10 protein-coding genes are annotated in these 15,943 nt (G+C 65.8%); 8 read left to right on the forward strand and 2 right to left on the reverse strand.

The window, feature by feature from the left end; translation table 11 throughout:
* Positions 1–3: 3 nt before the first annotated feature.
* From BLU17_RS11900 to BLU17_RS11920, 5 genes are all read left to right on the forward strand, one after another.
* On the forward strand, positions 4–2,052 hold the full coding sequence (locus tag BLU17_RS11900; protein WP_091996935.1) for an HAD family hydrolase: 2,049 nt from the start codon (positions 4–6) through the stop codon (positions 2,050–2,052).
* A gap of 68 nt (positions 2,053–2,120) precedes the next feature.
* Positions 2,121–2,978: a glycosyltransferase gene (locus tag BLU17_RS11905; protein WP_091997068.1), complete on the forward strand. Its 858-nt coding sequence runs from the start codon at positions 2,121–2,123 to the stop codon at positions 2,976–2,978.
* Positions 2,975–3,958 (forward strand): NAD-dependent epimerase/dehydratase family protein, encoded by a 984-nt coding sequence (locus tag BLU17_RS11910; protein WP_091996936.1) that lies wholly within the window; start codon positions 2,975–2,977, stop codon positions 3,956–3,958. The genes BLU17_RS11905 and BLU17_RS11910 overlap by 4 nt, the downstream gene beginning before the upstream one ends.
* A gap of 61 nt (positions 3,959–4,019) precedes the next feature.
* On the forward strand, positions 4,020–4,940 hold the full coding sequence (locus BLU17_RS11915; protein WP_425434085.1) for an MraY family glycosyltransferase: 921 nt from the start codon (positions 4,020–4,022) through the stop codon (positions 4,938–4,940).
* Between the two features lie 24 nt (positions 4,941–4,964).
* Positions 4,965–6,839 (forward strand): polysaccharide biosynthesis protein, encoded by a 1,875-nt coding sequence (locus tag BLU17_RS11920; protein WP_091996938.1) that lies wholly within the window; start codon positions 4,965–4,967, stop codon positions 6,837–6,839.
* A 137-nt stretch (positions 6,840–6,976) separates the two neighbouring features.
* On the opposite strand, the gene BLU17_RS11925 is transcribed toward BLU17_RS11920, so the two are convergent.
* Both BLU17_RS11925 and BLU17_RS11930 read right to left on the reverse strand, forming a co-directional pair.
* Positions 6,977–8,380 (reverse strand): ABC transporter ATP-binding protein, encoded by a 1,404-nt coding sequence (locus tag BLU17_RS11925; RefSeq protein ID WP_091996939.1) that lies wholly within the window; start codon positions 8,378–8,380, stop codon positions 6,977–6,979.
* Positions 8,370–9,161 (reverse strand): ABC transporter permease, encoded by a 792-nt coding sequence (locus BLU17_RS11930; RefSeq protein ID WP_091996940.1) that lies wholly within the window; start codon positions 9,159–9,161, stop codon positions 8,370–8,372. Before BLU17_RS11930 ends, BLU17_RS11925 begins: the two co-directional genes overlap by 11 nt.
* 664 nt (positions 9,162–9,825) lie before the next feature.
* On the opposite strand from BLU17_RS11930, the gene BLU17_RS11935 reads away from it, so the two are divergent.
* From BLU17_RS11935 to BLU17_RS11945, 3 genes are read left to right on the forward strand one after another with little or no spacing between them, the layout of a single operon-like run.
* Positions 9,826–12,171, forward strand: coding sequence for a class I SAM-dependent methyltransferase (locus BLU17_RS11935; protein WP_176929032.1), 2,346 nt, complete (start codon positions 9,826–9,828; stop codon positions 12,169–12,171).
* Positions 12,172–12,204: 33 nt separating this feature from the next.
* Positions 12,205–13,458 carry a glycosyltransferase gene (locus BLU17_RS11940; RefSeq protein WP_091996942.1) on the forward strand — a complete coding sequence of 418 codons (1,254 nt, stop codon included), beginning with the start codon at positions 12,205–12,207 and terminating at the stop codon, positions 13,456–13,458.
* The gene (locus tag BLU17_RS11945) at positions 13,439–15,925 is read left to right on the forward strand and encodes an HAD family hydrolase (protein WP_091996943.1); all 2,487 of its coding nucleotides are present in this window, start codon (positions 13,439–13,441) and stop codon (positions 15,923–15,925) included. The genes BLU17_RS11940 and BLU17_RS11945 overlap by 20 nt, the downstream gene beginning before the upstream one ends.
* Positions 15,926–15,943 lie beyond the last annotated feature (18 nt).

Consider the following 15,943-nt stretch of genomic DNA (forward strand, 5'->3'; position numbering starts at 1 on the left):
GCCATGTACAAGCTACGGACGATCGACGTCTGGGATACGCTGCTGCGGCGCGAATGTCATCCCGATCTGATCAAGCTCGCCACCGCGCGTCATCTGCTGATTGCTGCGCGCGCCGCGCTCAAGCCCGATCTGCAAGATCATCATCTGCTTCTGCGCGAGCGTCAGCACGCCGAGCGCCGCCTCGCCGTGCGCGCGAGGGAGAGCGGACGCGACGACGAATACACGCTGGACGAAGTGCTGCGCGCATGGCTGCCCGCCGTGCTCGCGGACGGCACCGAAGGCGAGATCGAACGTCTGGTGGCCGAGCTCGCCGCTTACGAATTCGAGCACGAACTTCGGCACACCTACGCCGATCCCGACATCGGCGAGTTTCTGGCGCGCTATCCCGCGGAGCGCACGCTGTTCCTTTCCGACTTCTATATGCCTGCCGCCGATATCGCGCGGCTGCTGCATGCGCATGGTCTGGCCGCACTCGTGCCGGGAGGCGTGAGCTCGTGCGACGTCGGGCTGAACAAGCGCTCGGGCCGGCTCTTCGACTATGTGCACGAGCAGTGCGGCGTCGCGCCGTCCGAGCACGTGCATATCGGCGACAACGCGCAGTCCGACGTTGCCGTGCCGGGCAGGCGCGGCATCGAAGCCGTGCTCTATCAGCCCGAGTCGGAGCACCGGTTGCGCGAGGCGCGCGAGCGCCTCTTTCCCGGCCGTGCGGCGCTGTTCGCGCAGATCGACGAAGCGGCCTCCGAGGCGTCGCAGGATGCGCTGGCGCAACTCGACCCCGCTGCGCGCGGCGCGTTCCGGCTCGGACTCAAGGCCGCGCCGCTGCTGGTCGGCTATGCGCTTTTCATCGCCGAGACGGTGGCCCGCGAGCGTCCCGACGCGTTGTACTTCTTCACGCGCGAAGGCGAGTTCTTGATCGAGGTGTACCGGCTGTTCGCCGCCGAAGCGCGCCGCGCGGGTTACGCGTGCCCCGATGGCGATCTGCTCGAGACGAGCCGCATCGCCACGTTCTGCGCGTCCCTGCGCGCGGTCGATACGCAGGAGATGATGCGCCTGTGGAGCACCTACACGACGCAATCGCTCTCGGCGATGGCGAAGACGCTGCGCATCGAGCCCGCGCTGATCGAGCCGATGGCCGCGCGTCACGGGCTCGACATCGACCAGAAGATCATTCGTCCGTGGACCGACGAGCGCGTGCAGCAGCTTTTCGCCGATCCTGAATTTGTCGAGCTCGTGGCGGGGCGCTGTGCGGCGGACCGCGAACATGCGCTCGCCTGGTTCGCGCAGCACGGACTGTCGCCGCGAAGCGGACGCGTTTGCACCGTCGACGTAGGCTGGCGGGGCACGATTCAGGACAACATCGCGCTGATGTTGCCGACGGTCGAGTTCACGGGCCTCTATCTCGGACTGCAGCGTTTCCTGAACCCGCAGCCGGGCAACTGCGCGAAGCTCGCCTATGGTCCGAACGCGAATCTTTCTCTCGATCACGTGCGTCTGCTGGACGCGGTTTCGCCGGTCGAGATGCTCATGAATTCGGCGTCAGGCAGCGTGACGGGCTATGCTGCCGATGCCGACCGCCAGATGCGCGCGCTCAAATACGTCGATGAAGGCGAGAACGCCGTTCACCACGACTTCGTGCAGCACTTTCAGGCCGGCGTGCTGTCCGCCGCGCGCACATGGTCCCGTTACGTCGGACCTCACGCGATTGCGAGCGGCGAGCTTCGCGAGCTCGCGTGCAGCATCTGGGCCGACCTTGTCATCCGCTCGCCGGCGCAGCTTGCCGAGGCGTATTCGTCGCTGAACCACAACGAGTTCTTCGGCGTCGGCGGTTTCGTCGACAAGGGCGCCGTGCCGAGCCGCCGCGATCTCGTCGCGGCGCTTTACGACGTGCACGTGCGCGAGGACGTGATCCTGTATCTGCGGCAGACGCAATGGGCCGCAGGCGTATGGCGCCGCAAGGATCTCGGGCTCGTCCACAAGTGCATGCTGGCCGGCGCGCTTACGGGCGGGCGCATCGTCAAGCAGTTGCGCCAGCGTTACCGGGCGCGCCGATGACGACGCTTCCGATGCCAGACGCGCCCGCATCGCCGGCAAACGGTGAACTCGCGCAGGTGGGCGGCACGATGGGTGCGCCGCGCGTCCAACTCGACGATCTGTCGGTTTCCGTCGTGATTTATCGACCCGACGTGGATGTGCTCACGCGCACGTTCGAGTGCCTCGGCGCCGCGGCGCGCGCGTTTGTCGCCGCGCGGCGCGGCAGGACCGTGAGCCTGAGCGTCGTCGACAACGGCGACGCTCCGGGCGGCGACGGCGTCTCCTCCGGGCTCGCGCCTGCGTTCGCGGCGCTGCGCGCCCACGGTGTTCCGTACCGCGTGATTGGCGGCCACGGCAACGTCGGCTATGGGCGCGGCCACAATCTCGCGCTGGAAGGCGTGGGCAGCGCGTGCCATCTCGTGCTCAATCCCGATATCGACATGGAGCCCGAAGCGCTCGTCGAGGCAGTCGGATTCCTGGAGCGTCACCCGGAGGTGGGCTTGCTCACGCCGTGGGTCGGTGACGCCGACGGCCGCACGCAGTATCTCTGCCGACGCTTCCCCGCCGTGCTCGACCTGCTGGTGCGCGGCTTTCTGCCGGCAAGTCTGCGAAGCGCGTTCGCGAGCCGCCTCGCGCGCTACGAAATGCGCGAAGCCATCAACGTCCGCGACGTGGTATGGGAGCCGCCGATCGTGAGCGGCTGCTTCATGTTGTTTCGCACCACCGTGCTCAAGCAGTTGGGCGGATTCGATCCGCGCTACTTCCTCTATTTCGAGGACTACGACCTGAGCCTGCGCACCCATGCGCTAGCACAGGTCGCCTACGTTCCCGCGGTGTGCGTCGTGCACCATGGCGGCGGCGCCTCGCGCAAGGGCTTTGCGCACATCCGCATGTTCGGTGTGTCGCTCGTGAAGTTCTACAACCGCTTTGGATGGAAACTCGTATGAGCCGCATTCTCGTGACGGGGGCGACCGGCTTCGTCGGGCGCGCGGTCGGAAAGGCGCTCGCGCAAGCCGGGCACCACGCCATCGGGCTCGTGCGGCCGCCGCAGGGCCGTAGCGCCTGCGCCGAGGAATGGCTCGACGCGTCTGTCGACTTCGGTGGCCTCGCGCAGGCGGTGCCGCAGGGCGCGGCGCTCGACGCCGTCATCCATTGCGCGGCCCGCGTCCATGTGATGGCGCAGGCCGGTTCGCTGGCGGCGCTCGACGCGTTTCGCGCGACGAACGTCAAGGGCGCGGTGCGGGTAGCGGAGCTGGCGCATTCGCTGGGCGCGCGGCGCATGGTGTTCGTTAGCAGCATCAAGGCGATCGCGGAAGCGGAGCCGGGCCGGCCCTTACGCGAGGACGACAGCGCGCATCCGCAGGACGCCTATGGCGTTTCGAAGCGCGAAGCCGAACTTGCGCTTGCGGCATTCGGGCGCGAGACCGGCATGGAAATCGTCATCGTGCGGCCGCCGCTTGTCTATGGGCCACAAGTGCGCGCGAATTTCCTGCGACTGCTCGACGCCGTGGCGAAGGGCTGGCCGCTGCCGCTCGGCGCAGTGCGCGCACGACGCAGTCTCATTTACGTCGACAATCTCGCCGACGCGCTGGTCCATTGCGCGATGGATGCGCGCGCGGCAAATCTATGCTTCCACGTGGCCGACAGCGAGGATATCGAGGTAGCCGCACTCGTACGCGCGCTGGCTGCCGGGCTGGGCCGTCCGGCGCGGCTCGTGCCGGTTTCGCCGGGACTGCTGCGCGTTGCGGGGCGCCTGAGCGGCAAGGATGCCGCTGTGGCGCGGCTGGTGGGCGCGCTGCGGCTCGATACGTCCCGCATTCGTGCGACGCTCGGGTGGCGCGCGCCCTGGACGACCGAGGCGGGCCTTGCGCAAACGGTGCGCTGGTATCGGGCGGAGCGTGGGATGGGGGCCAGGCGCAATGACTGACATTATTCTTGCGGCGGCATATTTCTGCGCGAGTGCCGCGCTCTGCGCGGGCATCGTGTTCATGATGCTCAAATCGGGGCTCGCGTGGCGGCTCGCCACCGACATCCCCAACGAGCGCTCGCTGCACGTGCTGCCGACGCCGCGCGTGGGCGGGCTCGCCATCGTGCCGGTCGCTGTCGTTCTGATGCTGGTCGCAGCGCCGGCGCTATGGCCGGCAGCGGCGGGCGCGCTGTTTTTGGCGCTGGTGTCGCAGATCGATGACCGCCGCGGGCTCTCCGCGCGGACGCGTTTCGCGGCGCACCTCGCCGCCATCATCGGCTTTTTGCTGATCGAGCGCGGCGCGCTTGCATGGCTGTGGTTTCCCGTGCTGGCGGTCGCCATGGCGTGGCTCGTCAACCTGTACAACTTCATGGACGGCGCCGACGGGCTGGCCGGCGGCATGGCCGTATTCGGGTTCGGCGGCTACGCCGCGGCGGCGCTGTTCGGCCCGCATCCCGAGCCGCAGTTCGGCATGGCGGCCGCAGCGGTGGCCGGCGCCGCGCTCGGTTTTCTCGTGTTCAACTTCTCGCCGGCGCGCATCTTCCTGGGCGACGCGGGATCGATTCCCCTTGGATTTCTGGCCGGCGCATTTGGCTACTGGGGATGGCGCCACGATGTCTGGCCGATCGCGTTCGCGCCGCTGGTGTTCGCTCCGTTCATTGCCGACGCCAGCGTCACGCTGGCGCGCCGCCTCCTGCAGGGCAAGAAATTTTGGGAGGCTCATCGGGAGCACTATTATCAACGCATGATCCGTAGCGGAGCAGGGCATCGAACGACGGCCATACTTTGGTATGGCGTTATGTTGATTGGTACGATGCTTGCTTTCTTTCTGCTCTCTCTGCCATTGCTGTCCCAGTGTCTGTTGCTCGGCATATGGGCTGTCGTGCTGGCGGCGCTAGCGCTGGCGATCGACCGGCGCTGGCGGCGCTCGATCGCTGGCTGACCAGATGGAGATGTAATTTTTTCCATGTTTCCTCAAAAAGCATCCTGGCTGTCACTCAGCGCATTCGGCTTCGACCTGTTCGCGGTATTCGCGACGTGGCTCGTCGCCTACGTGATCCGCTTCAATGGCGCCGTGCCGGCGGAGTTCTGGGTGGGCGCCATGCACGCGCTCATCTGGGTGTTGCCGATCTACGGGCTCATGTTCCATCTGTTCGGCCTCTATCGCGGCATGTGGGTGTTCGCGAGCCTGCCGGACCTGATGCGCATCTCGAAGGCCGTCGCCTCGAGCGGGCTGATGGTCATGATCGGCGCCGTCATGCTTCAGCCGTCGCCCATCATTCCGCGCTCGGTGCTGGTCATTTCGCCTCTGCTGCTGTTTCTCGGCATGGGCGGCGCGCGCGCGCTCTATCGCGCACTCAAGGAGTTTTATCTCTACGGCGGCCTGATCGGGCAGGGCAAGCCGGTCATCGTCATCGGCGCGGGCACGGCGGGGGCGAGCCTCGCGCGCGAACTCTCGCGCTCGAGCGAATGGCGCCTCGCGGGCCTGCTCGACGACGACCCCGCCAAGCAGGGGCGGGAAATTTATGGCTACAAGGTCTATGGACCCATCGCCGATATCGCGCAGCTGGCCGGCAAGCTCAAGGCCGAATTCGCCATCATCGCGATCCCGTCGGCTTCCGTCGAGGTGCAACGGCGCGTCGCCACGCTCTGCCTGCGCGCGGGCATCAAGGCGATGGTCCTGCCCGCGCTCACGTCGATGAGTCCGGGACAGGCCTACCTCTCTCACGTGCGCCAGATCGACCTCGAAGACCTGCTCGGGCGCGAGGCCGTGCACATCGACACGTCGCATGTCGAAGCCTTGCTCAACGGCAAGGTGGTGATGGTGACGGGGGCGGGCGGATCGATCGGCTCGGAAATGTGCCGGCAGATCCTCCGTTTTCAGCCCGCGCAACTCGTCGCGCTCGACTTGTCCGAATATGCGATGTACCAGCTCGTCGAGGAACTGTCGGAGCGCGCGCCCGAGCTTTCGCTCGTGCCCGTGGTCGGCGACGCCAAGGATTCGCTGCTGCTCGATCAGGTCATGTCCCGCTACACGCCGAGCATCGTGTTCCATGCGGCCGCCTACAAGCATGTGCCGTTGATGGAGGAGCTCAACGCGTGGCAAGCCGTGCGCAACAACGTTCTCGGCACTTATCGTGTCGCGCGGGCGGCGATCCAGCATCGCGCCACGCATTTCGTTCTCATCTCGACCGACAAGGCCGTCAACCCGAGCAACGTCATGGGCGCGAGCAAGCGCCTCGCCGAAATGGTGTGCCAGTCGCTCCAGCAGACGAGCACGCGTACCCAGTTCGAGACGGTACGCTTCGGCAATGTGCTCGGCAGCGCGGGCAGCGTGATTCCGAAGTTCCAGAAGCAGATCGCCAAGGGCGGCCCGGTCACGGTGACTCACCCCGAGATCACGCGTTTCTTCATGACGATCTCGGAGGCCTCGCAACTGGTCTTGCAGGCGTCGAGCATGGGCCGCGGCGGCGAGATCTTCATTCTCGACATGGGCGAGCCGGTCAAGATCGTCGATCTCGCGCGCGACCTGATCCGCATTTACGGCTTCAATGACGACCACATACGCATCGAGTTCAGCGGCCTGCGTCCCGGCGAGAAGCTCTACGAGGAACTGCTCGCCTGCGACGAAACCACGACCCGCACGCCTCACCCCAAGCTGCGCACCGCGAAGGCGCGCGGCGTGCCGCAGCACTTCCTCGACGAGCTGTTGCCGTGGCTCATGCAATGGCGCGTGATGTCCGACGCAGAGGTGCGCCGTGACTTGCGCCGCTGGGTACCGGAGTACCAGTCGCGCGGCGCGGCGCAGCTCGAAGAGGTGCGCCGCGTTTCGAACAATTGAACCGGGGGATGGGGGGCGGGCGGCCGATGCCGGCGCGGCACGCTTCTTTCAGCCGATGAATTGTCGTCGCGTCCCTGGACCCCGAGCTCACGGACGCGCACGCCGACACCTGCCGGCCGCGCCCCCGCGCCGCGTGCTCAGACCGGCGCTTCGAGTGGCCAGCGCGCCTGCATGCGCAGGTCTGCGACGCCGCCGAAGAAGTACTTCTCCCGCTCCATCATGACGTGGAAGAACGCCGCCTCGTCACGCCAGTGCAACAGACGCTGCGCCGCGTAGTCGGGCGTCTCTTCCCACGAAACCGATGCCTGGATTTCGTAGAGATTGGTCCCAAGATCCGCATTGAACTCGAAATCGACGTAAAACGCCTCGTCGGCCCCGAATGTGCGTTCCCAGAAGCGCGGCCCTTCGCGCAGTCCCGCGCCGATCGCCATGTCCTGATTGAGCGTGCCCCACGAGTACATCTTCACGCCTTCCTTGTTGCGGATGCGCACGGCGACGTTCAGGCGGTCCGTCGCGCTGCGCGTGACGCAGTGCACACGGATCGTGATCGGCTCGCCGGGGTGGAACACGCTGGACGGCGCGCCGTGCCGGTCGAAGGTCTCGACGCGCTCGACGAGCGCCGCGCCCGTGCCGAACGACATCGTTTCGCTGCGCGAGGTCGTCGTGCTGACCGGCGCCGCGTCCGGTTCGCTGCGCGCCTGCTGCGCGCCGACGATCGCGTTCGCGCGCGCGCGGTCGGCGAGGTCCTCGGTGACCGCGCGGAAATAGGCGCTTTCCTCGTCATGGAGCTGGCGGCGGTATTCGAGCAGCACGTCGGACGACACGCCGCGCGCCATCGTGACGCCGTTTTTTAGCAGCAACGCGCTATTGGTCAACGTACGCACCGATTCCTGGTCGTGCGAGACGAAGAGCAGGGTGACGCCTTCGCTCACGAGACGCTCGATGCGCTGGAAGCAGCGTTTCTGGAATAGTGCGTCGCCGACGGCGAGCGCCTCGTCGACGATCAGGATGTCCGGCTCGAGCTGGACCTGCACCGCGAATGCGAGGCGCACCATCATGCCGCTCGAATACGTTTTGACGGGTTGGTCCAGATGCAAGCCGATGTCCGCAAAGCTCGCGATCTTGTCGAAATTCGCTTCGATCTGCGCGGTGCTCAGCCCCAGCACCGCGCCGTTCAGAAAGATGTTTTCGCGGCCCGTGAATTCCGGGTTGAAACCCGAGCCGAGTTCGAGCAGCGCCGCGATGCGGCCGTGCGTCGTCACCGAGCCGCTGGTGGGCGTGAGCGTGCCGGTGATGATCTGCAAGAGCGTGCTCTTGCCCGATCCGTTACGGCCGATGATGCCGGCGGCCTCGCCCTTCTTCACTTCGAACGAGACGTCCCGGAGCGCCCAGAACTCCTCGTAGTAGCGGCGCGGCTCGCGCCCCATCGCGCGCTGCAGGCGAGGGTAGACGAACTGCTTGAGGCGGTCGCGCGGGTTCCCGTAGATGTGATAGCACTTGCTGACGTTTTCGATCTTGATGGCGACGTTATCAGAGGACATCGGCGAAACCCTTGCGCGTTTTTTGGAACCACCAGAAACCGACCAGCGCACACAGCGCCGCGAGCGCGCAATGCGCGGCAAGCCCGGTCCAGTTCGGCCATGCGCCGAAGAGCAGGACCTGACGAGCCTGCTCGATGATGAACGCAAGCGGATTGGCGAGCACGAGCGGCTGCAGACGCTGCGGCAGCGACGCCACCGGATAGAAGATCGGCGACAGGAACATCAGCACCGAAATCAGGATGCCGATGGTCTGCGATACGTCGCGGACGAACACGCCGAGCGAAGCGAGAATCCAGCTCGCTCCGAGCACGCCGAGCACGAGCGGCACGAGCAGGAGCGGGAACGCGACCATCGTCGCGTGAAACGGCGTGCCGAGCGCGATCATGGCGGCGATCAGCACAACGAGGCTCACGCCCATATGGAACATGGCTGCGAGCACCGAGACGGCGGGCAGGATCTCGATCGGAAAAACGACCTTCTTCACGTAGTTCACGTTGCCCGTGATGAGCGCAGGCGCTCGTCCGATGCACTCGGAAAACAGATTGAAGATGATCAGGCCCGTGAAAAGGATCACGGCGAAGCTCGCATGATCGTTTTCCGGTGTGCCGGCCCAGCGCGACTTGAACACGACCGAGAACACGAACGTGTAGACCGTCAGCATCAGGATCGGGTTGAAGAGCGACCACGCGAGACCGAGGAAAGAACCCTTGTAGCGTCCTACGACTTCGCGGCGCGTCATCTGGAGAATGAGTTGCCGGTGTTTGATCAGGGGTAACGTCATAAAGCGTGAACAGGCAGGCGTTCGGAAGGAACGGTATGGATCGGCCGCGGTGCGCTTCGCCGGAACAGCCGCCGGCCTGCAATCGGCGGCTGCGGGGATTCCGGGGACTGGCTCGGGTGGCAGCGCGGTGCGCTATTATACGTCTTGGTCCGGGCAGCCGACGGTGCGGGCCAAGGCGCAAGACGCTCCGGCCATGTTCGCGCCGAACCGGCGATTATGGCCCAGGCCGCGCCTTGCGGTGTTCGCGGTAACAAAGGGTTACCGAAGCGCGCGCTCTGTTACGTCGTGCGCGCGCTCCCGCATTTAGTATGTCCGTTTTCGCGCCGGGTGCCCGGTGTGTCGTCGCTGGCCCAGCGCCGTGCGTCTTTCGAAATTGTTCAGAATTCACCGCAGCCCGAGGCGCGCTCGCAAGGCGATCGTCTCCGGTCGCCGTTTCCTCCTTTTGCGCCCGGCTGGCGTGGCGGAACGGCGGTAGAAAACGGATACAATTGAGCGCTTTTGGGCCGTGCGGCAGCGTGTTCCCCGCGTAGCCGCGAACTTGCCACCGGATGACGGCCGCCTGGCCGCCGATGCCCGCGCGAGGCGCAACGTCCCACACGCATGGCATTTGCGCGCAATGTACGCGCATTGATTTGAAATGAATCCAAAAGATACTTTGCCCGGTTTGACTAACTCCCGCGAGGTCTCGTCGTTCCTCGCCAGCGTGCGCGAGCATCAGGGACTCGGCTCGCTGCTGTGCATCGGCAATATGGCGCAGATCATGGCGGCACGGTTGCGCCAGAAGGGGGCCGACGCAGGCGCGCTCGTGTTCGATCCGCAGGCCGGCGAAGGGGCTGTCGTGCGCGAGATCGAGGCGCTGGCGGCAGCGGGGAAGACATACGCTCACGTGGCTGTGGCCGGACTGCTCGAATTCGTGCCGGCGGAGCGCGTCGCCGCGTTGCTCGGCGCGATCCGCCGTATCGCGCGCCGTTCGGTGTTCCTGCTCGTCGATACGATCCGTCGGCACGACCTGGACTATGCCTGCGTCGAAGGGCGCGACTGGTGGGAAACCGCATGCTACAACGCGGGCTTTCGCAAGCATTCGGCGTACTACAAGGTCGTGCCGTATGCGGGCATCGACACCGAGGCCGCTCGCCTCGCGATTCCCCTCGAAGTCATCGGCGACGCGCTGCTCGAGCAATTCCCTTTCGAGGCGCTGCTTGCCGACCGCGATCTGCACATGGACATGCTGCGCGAGAGCGGACGACGCTCGGACGGCCATGTGTTCCGCTATCACTTCGCGGCACAGTACGTTCCGCCCAACGCGCGCGTAGTCGATATCGCGTGCGGCATGGGCTACGGCTCGCATCTGCTCGGGACGCAGACGTTTGCCCGTGAAGTGCTCGGGCTCGACGTCAACGAGGAAGGGCTGCGCTACGCACAGTCGATGTACGGCGACGAGGTCGTGCATTTCGCGCGCGCCGATGCCGGGAACATCGCGGGCATCGCGACCGATTCCGTGGATGTGGTCTGCAGCTTCGAGACGCTCGAACACCTGCCCAATCCGCATCTCTTCCTTGCCGAGGCGCATCGTATCCTCAAGCCGGGCGGCCGGCTCGTGATCAGCGTACCGAACGACTGGAGCGACGAGACCGGCAAGGACCCCAATCCCTATCATTTCCACGTCTATACGTGGCAGTCGCTCATCACGGAACTGCGCGGCGCCTTCGTCGTCGACGAAGCGTTCGACCAGACCGCCGGTGGCGGCTTCAAGCTGTATCACGCGCCGCGTTCGTTCGCGCCGCATGACACGGCCGCCGCAACAAGCGAGGACAGCGAGTGGGCCATCGTGGTCGCCATGAAGCCGCTCACGGGCGCCGCGCTGCCGCGTTACGAAGAAGCGATTTATCCGTACAGCGAGCCCCCCGCGAACCTGCTCGAATTCGCCAGGTATTACGACAACGCGTGGCTCGTGCACGGCATCGTGGAAAGCGCCTTCCGGCTGCGCCAGTCGGAGGCGCTGCTCGGGGTGTGCCGCGACGTTCTCGCGAACGCGCGTCCGGCATCGGCCGATTGCGGCGCGGCGCTGTGCGTGACCGGTTACCGGCTGCTCGACGGCGCGACGGACGGCACCCATGCCGAAGACCTGATCGCGCGCATCGACGCTTATGTCGCGCAGGCTTCGGACAATCCCCACGTCATACGCTGGCAGGTCTCGCTCAGCTATCTCAAGGGCGAGATCGCGCTCGCGGCGGGGCGCCGCGAAGAGGCGGCGCAGGCTTATGCGCGGGTACTGGAAACCGGCTTCGAGCGCTTCCACCCGATGCTCGGTTCGAAAACGATCGCCGCGGCGCGCCGCCTCGCCGTCATGTCGCTCGACGCCGGCGACGTGGAGGGCGCGAAGCGCCATTTCGCGAAGGCCGTCGATGAAATGCGCAAGGTGCTCGGCGCGCCGTTCGAGTCGCTCGCTGGCCGGCCCGAACAACCGCTCGCGTGCAACTACTTCGACCTCGTATCGATTGTCGACACGGGCTACCACAGCGCAGTCGCGCTCTCTTTGCTCGAGTCGGGACTTGCGTGGCGCGGCCAGTTCGGCACGTTCCTCGTTGACGGCGGCTATCGCGACGCGTTGACGCGTGAGCGCGGCGAGCTATACACGAACGCCGAGGCGTATCTCGCGGACCTTCGCCGCGTCGCAGGCGAGCGGGCGGATCTCTACGACACGGCGGAAGCGCGGCTCGCCGAAATCGAGCGTCTAGGCGGCATCAACCGCGAGCTTTACGACACGGCCGAATCGCGGCTCGCCGAACTGCGCGCGCTCTACGACACGGCCGAGTCGAGGCTGGCCGATCTTCGGCGCCTGCAGACCGAGCGCGACGACCTTTACAGCATCGCCGAAACGCGCCTCGCCGAAATGAACCGGCTCGCGCTCGAACTCGACGGCATGAAACACCGCCTGGCCGAACTGGGCACCTTGGGCGGCCAGTGGCGCTGGTTGATGACACGGTTCAAGGGCGACAAGCGGCCGTGAGCCGTTTGCGAAGAATCACGGCTAAAGAGTCCTATGAAAATCTGTCAGATCAGCAAGGCCGATTCATTCGGCGGCGGCGCGAGCCGAGTAGCGGAAGAGCTCACGCTGTTGTTGCGGGGTGAGGGTTATGGCGCACAGCATTGGGTGAGCTGGAGCGGCAAACCCGTCGACTTCGTCGTGCGCCAGCCGCTTTACGGACGTTTCGAGCGCAGGATCCGCTCGGCGCACTACGTGCTCAAGCGGCTCGGTTTTCCGGAGTACTTGCCGCTGGAGCTTCCCATTGTCTCGCGCAAGGGCCGCGTGCCCGAGTTCGACATCGCGCATTTCCACGACCTGTCCTCGGCGATTTCGCCGTACACGCTTGCGCATCTATCGAGGCGCATGCCGGTCGTGTGGACGATACACGACTGCTCGCCGTTCACGGGCGGCTGCCTTTACCCGATGGGCTGCGAGCGTTTCATGTCGGGATGCGGTTCATGTCCCCAGTCGGGTACCTGGCCGATCGATTCGATGATCGACACCACCCGCATGGGCTGGAAGATCAAGCGGCGCGTCCATCGGGAGCCGAACCTGCACTGCATCACGCCTTCGCAGTGGATGGCCGACATGGCGATGAAAAGCGGCATGTTCGAGCGCCCGCCGCTCGTGTTGCCCAACGGCATCGATACGGCGCTGTACCGCAACCACGACAAGCAGACGATTCGCCGCGAACTCGGCATCGCCGCGCATGGACCCGTGGTGCTGCTGTCGGCGGGGCATGTCGGCGACGAGCGCAAGGGCGTGCGCTATTCGCTTGGCGCGCTGCGCACGATCGCCGATCTCAAGCCCTTCGTGGTCGTGCTCGGCGCGGCTGATCCTGCGTTCCACGAGCAGCTTGCGGGCTTCGAGTACCTCGCGCCCGGCTATGTGAGCGACCCTGCGGATCTCGCGCGCTACTACAGCGCCGCCGACGTGCTCCTCTTCTGTTCGCTTGCAGACAACCAGCCGCTGTCGATCATCGAGGCAATGAGCGCGGGCACGCCGCTCGTGGGCTTCGCGACCGGAGGCATCCCCGAAATGGTGGTGCAGGACGAAACCGGGTTTCTCGTGGCGCAGAAGGACGAGCCGGCGCTTGCGGCGGCGCTGCGCCGCGGCGTCGAGCCCGCGCGCGCGGCACGCTGGTCGGAGAACGGCCGCCGTCACGCCGTCGAGCATTACTCGCACGAGGCGCTGCTGGAGCGCCACCTGAATCTCTATAACTCACTGATTGAAGACTGGTATCTGCGCCATGAGCGTTCGCACATTTGATTCGTTCGTCACGGCGAGCGCGTACATCGAATCCGCACTCACGGACGGCAAGATCAAGCTGCTGTCATTCGATGTCTTCGACACGGTCATTTTTCGCCGCTGCAGCCCGGACGCGGTGCTCCACGCGGTCGCAGCCTTCCTCGATCGCGAGCTGCGCGCGCGCAACATCGCGGTGCGTCACGGCGGCTCGCTAGGCGCGTATCACGCCGCGTACGCGACGCTCGCGCATCGCAACGCCGCCGCCGGTTTTGACGACGAGGCATCCACCAGCGCCCTCTACGGCGAGTGGGTGCGCGAAGCCGCCGGCCACGAAGATGCCGCGCTTGCCGAACGCGTGCGCGAGCATATGCGCGAGCGGGAAACGTCGGTGTGCGAAGCGAACGCCTATCTGCGCCCGCTGCTCGAAAAAGCGCGCGGCTACGGCGTACGCATGATCTATGTCTCGGACATGTACATCGGCAACGAGTGCGTGTCGGCGATCCTCGAACAGGCAGGCATTGCGCAGTACTTCGACCACGGCTACGTATCGAGCGACCATGCTTTGCTCAAGCGTACCGGGCGGCTGTTCGGCGCCGTGCTCGAGGCCGAGGGCGTTGCCGCCGGCGATGTCCTGCATTGCGGCGACAACGTCCGGTCGGACGGAGAGCGTGCCGCCGAGGCCGGGCTCAATGCCGTCGTGATCCGCGACGCCGGCTGCATCGAACGCTACGAGTCGCTCCATTACCGGTTCCTGCGCTGGCTCGCCCAGCCGGAGAGCGCGGCGGCGGGCTCGCTTTGCGCGTCGTTTGCGCAGGCGCTGCCGGGTACGTGGACAACGGGGCCCGAAGCGTACGGCGTGCGCGTGCTGGGGCCGATCTACGCGTCGTTCATGCACCGCGTGGTGGAAAGCTGCCTTGAACGCAACGTCGAGCATGTCTATTTTCTCGCGCGCGAGGGTTACTTCCTCAAGCAGATCTTCGACGAAATCGCGCGCCGCCGTTACGGCGGCCGGCCCTTGCCGCAGACGACCTATCTCGGCGTCTCGCGTTTGACGGCGCTCTTTCTCGGCAGTCGCCATTTTGGCCTGCGCGAGATTTCGCTGGCGCTTTCGAATGGGCCGCGCAATCTGCTGAATCTCTTTTCGGCGCTCCAGATAGAGCGCAAGAGGCTCGGCGAGATCGGCGCACGCCATGGCATTGCGGACGTGGAAGCCATCCTGCCCGACTATTTCATGTCGTGGGGACCGTTCCTCGCGCTGCTCGACGATCCCGAAATCAGCGAGATCGCTTCGGGCCGGCATATGGGCTCGCAGGAGTTGCTCAACGACTATCTGGCGCAGGAAGGGTTCTTCGATCACCAGCGCGTGGCGATCGTCGACGTGGGCTGGGCCGGGCAGATCCAGGACAGCCTGTTCCGCGGCGTGCGCTACCGGGCCGACTGTCCGCAGATGTTCGGTTTCTATCTCGGGATGAACCTGTCGGGACATCATCGAAAGACGCCAGGCAACTGGATGGACTGGGTGATCTGCGACCAGGCGCATCTCGAGTGGAATGGCATCGCCGCGCTGCAATTCCCGCAAAGCTTCGAGGCGATCACGCGCTCGCCGCATGGCACGGTGGTCGGCTATCAGCGCGCAAGCGAGACGATCGAGCCGGTACTCAAATCGGACGACGTGCCGAGCCGGCAGGCGGAAATGCTCGACGACGGCTTGATCGCGCTGTTCCAGTCGAGTGTGCGCGAATACGTGCGCCACTACACCACGGCCATCTCGATGCTTTCGTTGCACGCCGCGCAGACGCTGCCCTACGGCAAGCAGATGACGGGCCGCATGATCCGTTTTCCGACCGCAACGGAAGCCGGCTACCTGCTGCGCCTGAACAACGTCTCGGATCTCGGCGCGGCGGAGATGTACCGCATGGGCAATCTCGAGCGACTTTCGGTGCTGCGCACGAAACGTCTTGCGCAGAGTTTGAGGTCGTCGTTCTGGAAGTACGGCACGCTCGCACTGACGGGGCGCGCCGCGGTCTTGCTGCAGATGATCTGGAACGTGCGCACGGACGCACGCCACGTGCCGGTGATACCCGCGTCGCTCGATCACGGCATTGTGTTTCATTTGCCGCACGATCGCGCCATTGTCGTCGAGGACGAGCGGGAGCCGGCGGCGCAAGGCACGCTTGCGCGCGTGCGCGCAAGCTTCGGCGCGGGCATTGCCGAGGTGTCGGCGCAGCTCGTCGAACGCGAACGCCGCGGCTATCGTTTCGTCGATGCCTATGGCGCCACGCAGCCGCTCACGCTTCGCGAAGCGACGCGACTCTACGTCGCCTGGCGTCTCGCCGTGCTCTACTGCCGCTTGACGAAGCGCCGCATCCCGGCCGTGAGTGCGGAGCCCATCGGCGCTTTCCTTCGCCAGCACTTCCTCGCCCAGCCGCACGCGCGCCGCGTCGCCGCAAGACTGCGGCACGCGTTGCATCGTGTGCGCCGCCGCTGATCCGCGCGTCCGCGTCCG

The organism is Paraburkholderia lycopersici (assembly GCF_900096975.1).
In the GTDB taxonomy this organism is placed as follows: Bacteria; Pseudomonadota; Gammaproteobacteria; order Burkholderiales; family Burkholderiaceae; genus Paraburkholderia; species Paraburkholderia lycopersici.

What these genes read in the sequence shown, in the direction of transcription:
- BLU17_RS11905 (WP_091997068.1), top strand. Translation starts at nt 2,121, where the DNA reads ATGGGTGCGCCGCGCGTCCAACTCGACGATCTGTCGGTTTCCGTCGTG.
- BLU17_RS11920 (WP_091996938.1), top strand. Translation starts at nt 4,965, where the DNA reads ATGTTTCCTCAAAAAGCATCCTGGCTGTCACTCAGCGCATTCGGCTTC.
- BLU17_RS11915 (WP_425434085.1), top strand. Translation starts at nt 4,020, where the DNA reads ATGATGCTCAAATCGGGGCTCGCGTGGCGGCTCGCCACCGACATCCCC.
- BLU17_RS11945 (WP_091996943.1), top strand. Translation starts at nt 13,439, where the DNA reads ATGAGCGTTCGCACATTTGATTCGTTCGTCACGGCGAGCGCGTACATC.
- BLU17_RS11925 (WP_091996939.1), bottom strand. Translation starts at nt 8,380, where the DNA reads ATGTCCTCTGATAACGTCGCCATCAAGATCGAAAACGTCAGCAAGTGC.
- BLU17_RS11910 (WP_091996936.1), top strand. Translation starts at nt 2,975, where the DNA reads ATGAGCCGCATTCTCGTGACGGGGGCGACCGGCTTCGTCGGGCGCGCG.
- BLU17_RS11930 (WP_091996940.1), bottom strand. Translation starts at nt 9,161, where the DNA reads ATGACGTTACCCCTGATCAAACACCGGCAACTCATTCTCCAGATGACG.
- BLU17_RS11940 (WP_091996942.1), top strand. Translation starts at nt 12,205, where the DNA reads ATGAAAATCTGTCAGATCAGCAAGGCCGATTCATTCGGCGGCGGCGCG.
- BLU17_RS11900 (WP_091996935.1), top strand. Translation starts at nt 4, where the DNA reads ATGTACAAGCTACGGACGATCGACGTCTGGGATACGCTGCTGCGGCGC.